Here is a 3,727-nt window from a genome sequence, read left to right as displayed (position 1 = left end):
GCTGGAGGACGTGCGGCTGTTCGACGTGTACTCCGGCGCGCAGCTCGGCGAGGGCCGCCGGTCGTTGGCGTACAAGCTGACCTTCCGGGCACCGGACCGGACCCTCACCGTCGAGGAGGCGGTTGCGGCACGGGACGCGGCGGTCGCCGTCGCGGCCGAACGCCTCGGCGCCACCCTGCGCGGCGCCTAACCCCCACCCCACCCCCGCTCCCACCCTCGCGATCTTGCAGTTTGTGTTGCCGATTCGCACCTTTGGTCGGCTATGCGGGCGCAGTAAGTGCAAGATCGCGAGGGTGGGGCGGGGTTCCTACATCATCATGCAGGGGGCTGTATTAACTTGCAGGAATCGGGTCGCCCTTGTTAATCTTCGCTGCATAGTCATGCGGAGGTGGGTATGGGGATTCGAGTCGCGGTCGCCGGAGCGAGCGGGTACGCCGGGGGTGAACTGCTGCGCCTGATCGCCGGGCACCCGGAGTTCGACCTGGTCGCTGCCACCGCCCACAGCCAGGCCGGGCACCGCGTCGACGTGGTGCACCCGCAGCTCACCGGGCTCGACCTGGTGCTCGGCACGACCGATCCGACCACGCTGGCCGACGCGGACCTGGTCTTTCTGGCCCTGCCGCACGGCGAGTCGGCCGCCCTCGCGGCGCAACTGCCGGCCGAGGTGCGGATCGTCGACCTGGGCGCCGACCACCGGTTGGCCGACCCGTACGCCTGGGCGCAGTACTACGGCGGCACGCACGCCGGGCAGTGGACCTACGGGCTGCCCGAGCTGCCCGGTCAGCGGGAGCTGATCGCCGGCTCCACCCGGGTGGCGAACACCGGCTGCTACGCCGCCGCGATCACCCTGGCGCTCGCGCCGTTGATCGCCGACGGCGCGGCCAGCCCCGCCGACGTGGTGGTCGTGGCCGCCTCCGGCACCTCGGGCGCGGGGCGGGCGGCGAAGCCGCACCTGCTGGCCAGCGAGGTGATGGGCGACCTGTCGCCGTACCGGGTCGGCACCCACCAGCACGTCCCGGAGATCAAGCAGGCCACCGGTGCGACGGGTCTGTCGTTCACCCCGGTGCTGGCGCCGATGCCGCGCGGCATCCTCGCCACTGTCACCGCGACGCCGGCGCGCGGCGTCGACCCGCAGGAGGTGCTGGCGCGGGCGTACGCGGACGCGCCGTTCGTGCACGTGCTCCCGGAGGGCCGCTGGCCGCACACCGCCGCCACGCTGGGCTCCAACTCGTGTCACCTGCAGGCCACCGTCGACGTCGACTCGGGTCGTCTGATCGTGCTGAGCGCACTGGACAACCTGGGTAAGGGCGCTGCCGGCCAGGCCGTACAGAACGCCAATCTCATGCTCGGCCTGCCGGAGACGACGGGCCTGTCGATGTGGGGAGTCACCCCTTGAGCGTCACCACCCCTCGGGGGTTCCGGGCGGCCGGTGTGGCCGCCGGCCTCAAGGCCAGCGGCGGCGTGGACGTCGCACTGGTCGTCAACGACGGCCCGGACGCCGGCGTGGCCGGTGTCTTCACCACGAACCGGGTCAAGGCCGCGCCGGTGCTCTGGACGCAGCAGGTCGTGCAGGGCGGCGTGGTCCGCGCGGTGGTGCTCAACTCCGGTGGTGCCAACGCCTGCACCGGCCCGGCCGGCTTCCAGGACACGCACGCCACCGCCGAGCACACCGCCGCCGCGCTGACCTCGGTCAGCCCACGGTTGATCCTCGGCGCCGGTGAGGTCGCGGTCTGCTCGACCGGCCTGATCGGTGAGCGGCTGCCGATGCCGAAGCTGCTGCCGGGTGTCAGTTCGGCGATCCGTGGGCTGTCCCGCGACGGTGGCGTGGCCGCCGCCGAGGCGATCATGACCACGGACACCCGCTCGAAGACCACTGTGGCGCGGGGCAGCGGGTGGACTGTCGGTGGCATGGCCAAGGGCGCGGGGATGCTCGCGCCGGGGATGGCCACCATGCTCTGCGTGCTCACCACCGACGCGGTGGCAGGGCCGGCGGTGCTGGACGAGGCGCTGCGCGCGGCCACCCGGGTCACCTTCGACCGGGTCGATTCCGACGGCTGCATGTCCACCAACGACACGGTGCTGTTGCTGGCAAGTGGTGCGAGCGGCATCGAGCCGACGCCGGCCGAGTTGGCCGCCGCGGTCACCGCGGCCTGTCACGACCTGGCCCAGCAGTTGGTGGCCGACGCCGAGGGCGCGACGAAGCAGGTCGCCATCGACGTGGTCGGCGCGGCGGACGAGGACGAGGCGGTCGAGGTGGGCCGTTCGGTGGCCCGCAACAACCTGGTCAAGACGGCGCTGTTCGGCAACGACCCCAACTGGGGTCGGATCCTCGCCGCCGTCGGCACCACGGCCGCCGCGTTCGATCCGGACGAGGTGGACGTGGCGGTCAACGGGGTGTGGGTGTGCCGGGGCGGTGCCGGCGCCGAGGACCGTTCGAAGGTCGACCTGACCGGCCGGGACGTGACGATCCGGATCGACCTGCACGCGGGTACGTCGGCCGCCACCATCTGGACCAACGATCTGTCCCACGCCTACGTGCACGAGAACTCGGCCTACTCGACATGAGCCTCAGTAGCGATCTGGCTCGTGCGCAGGCCAAGGCGGAGACGCTGATCGAGGCGCTGCCGTGGTTGGCGCGTTTCTCCGGCTCGACGGTCGTGGTCAAGTACGGCGGCAACGCGATGACCGATCCATTGTTGCAGCAGGCGTTCGCGGCCGACATGATTTTCCTGCGGTACGCGGGCCTGAAGCCCGTGGTGGTGCACGGCGGTGGTCCGCAGATCTCCGCCATGCTGGGTCGTCTCGGCATCGCCAGTGAGTTCCGTGGTGGTCTGCGGGTGACCACCGCCGAGGCGATGGACGTGGTCCGGATGGTGCTGGTCGGTCAGGTGGGCCGGGAGCTGGTGGGTTTGATCAACTCGCACGGTCCGTTCGCTGTCGGCCTGTCGGGGGAGGACGCCCGGTTGTTCACCGCGGTGCGCCGCCCGGCGTACGTGGACGGGCAGGCTGTGGACGTCGGCCAGGTCGGCGACGTCGAGTCGGTGGACGTGTCGGCGGTGACGGATCTGATCGACGCCGGCCGGATCCCGGTGATCTCGACGGTCGCGCCGGACGTCGACGGGGTGTTGCACAACCTCAACGCGGACACTGCCGCCGCCGCTCTGGCGGTCGCGTTGCGGGCCCGCAAACTGGTCGTGCTCACCGACGTGGCCGGTCTGTACGCCGACTGGCCGGACACCACCAGCCTGGTCTCCGAGATCGCCGCGGACGACCTGGCCAAGCTGCTGCCCAGCCTCGAGTCGGGGATGGTGCCGAAGATGGAGGCCTGCCTGCGGGCGGTGCGTGGGGGAGTGCCCGCCGCGCACGTCGTCGACGGTCGGGTGGCGCATTCCACGTTGCTTGAGGTGTTCACCTCGGAAGGGTTCGGAACGATGGTGGTGCCGGGAGACGGGACGGACGCGACATGAGCACGTTGGCGCAGCGGTGGAAGCAGTCCATGATGGACAACTACGGCACGCCGCCGTTGGCGTTGGTCTCCGGCGCCGGAGCGGTGGTGGTCGACGACGCGGGCCGGGAGTACCTGGACCTGGTGGGTGGCATCGCTGTCAACGCTCTCGGTCACGCCCATCCGGCGGTGGTGGCGGCGGTGTCGAAGCAGGTCGCGACCCTCGGGCACGTCTCCAACCTCTATGTGGCCGAGCCGCCGGTCGCCCTCGCCGAGCTGCTG

General features: G+C 71.2%; 5 protein-coding genes. All 5 read left to right on the top strand.

The genetic code is table 11. The features are described 5' to 3' along the window. Positions 1–190 (top strand): hypothetical protein (locus KBX53_RS25750; RefSeq protein ID WP_210862109.1); only part of this gene is annotated, 190 nt, incomplete at its 5' end. 204 nt (positions 191–394) lie between these two features. Continuing rightward, on the top strand, positions 395–1,396 hold the full coding sequence (gene argC / locus KBX53_RS25745; protein WP_030335725.1) for an N-acetyl-gamma-glutamyl-phosphate reductase: 1,002 nt from the start codon (positions 395–397) through the stop codon (positions 1,394–1,396). Then, a complete protein-coding gene (argJ, locus tag KBX53_RS25740; RefSeq protein WP_210862106.1) occupies positions 1,393–2,565 on the top strand; it encodes a bifunctional glutamate N-acetyltransferase/amino-acid acetyltransferase ArgJ in 1,173 nt (390 codons plus the stop codon). Before argC ends, argJ begins: the two co-directional genes overlap by 4 nt. Further along, the gene (gene argB, locus KBX53_RS25735) at positions 2,562–3,467 is read left to right on the top strand and encodes an acetylglutamate kinase (protein WP_210862104.1); all 906 of its coding nucleotides are present in this window, start codon (positions 2,562–2,564) and stop codon (positions 3,465–3,467) included. Before argJ ends, argB begins: the two co-directional genes overlap by 4 nt. Continuing rightward, positions 3,464–3,727, top strand: a 264-nt coding sequence (locus KBX53_RS25730) for an aminotransferase class III-fold pyridoxal phosphate-dependent enzyme (RefSeq protein ID WP_210862102.1), incomplete at its 3' end; no start/stop codon positions are given. The genes argB and KBX53_RS25730, both read left to right, overlap by 4 nt.

This window comes from Micromonospora sp. M51 (genome assembly GCF_018070305.1).
GTDB lineage: Bacteria > Actinomycetota > Actinomycetes > Mycobacteriales > Micromonosporaceae > Micromonospora > Micromonospora parva.
The sequence above is the reverse complement of the archived record's forward strand: the minus strand, read 5'-3'. Positions and strand labels throughout refer to the sequence as shown.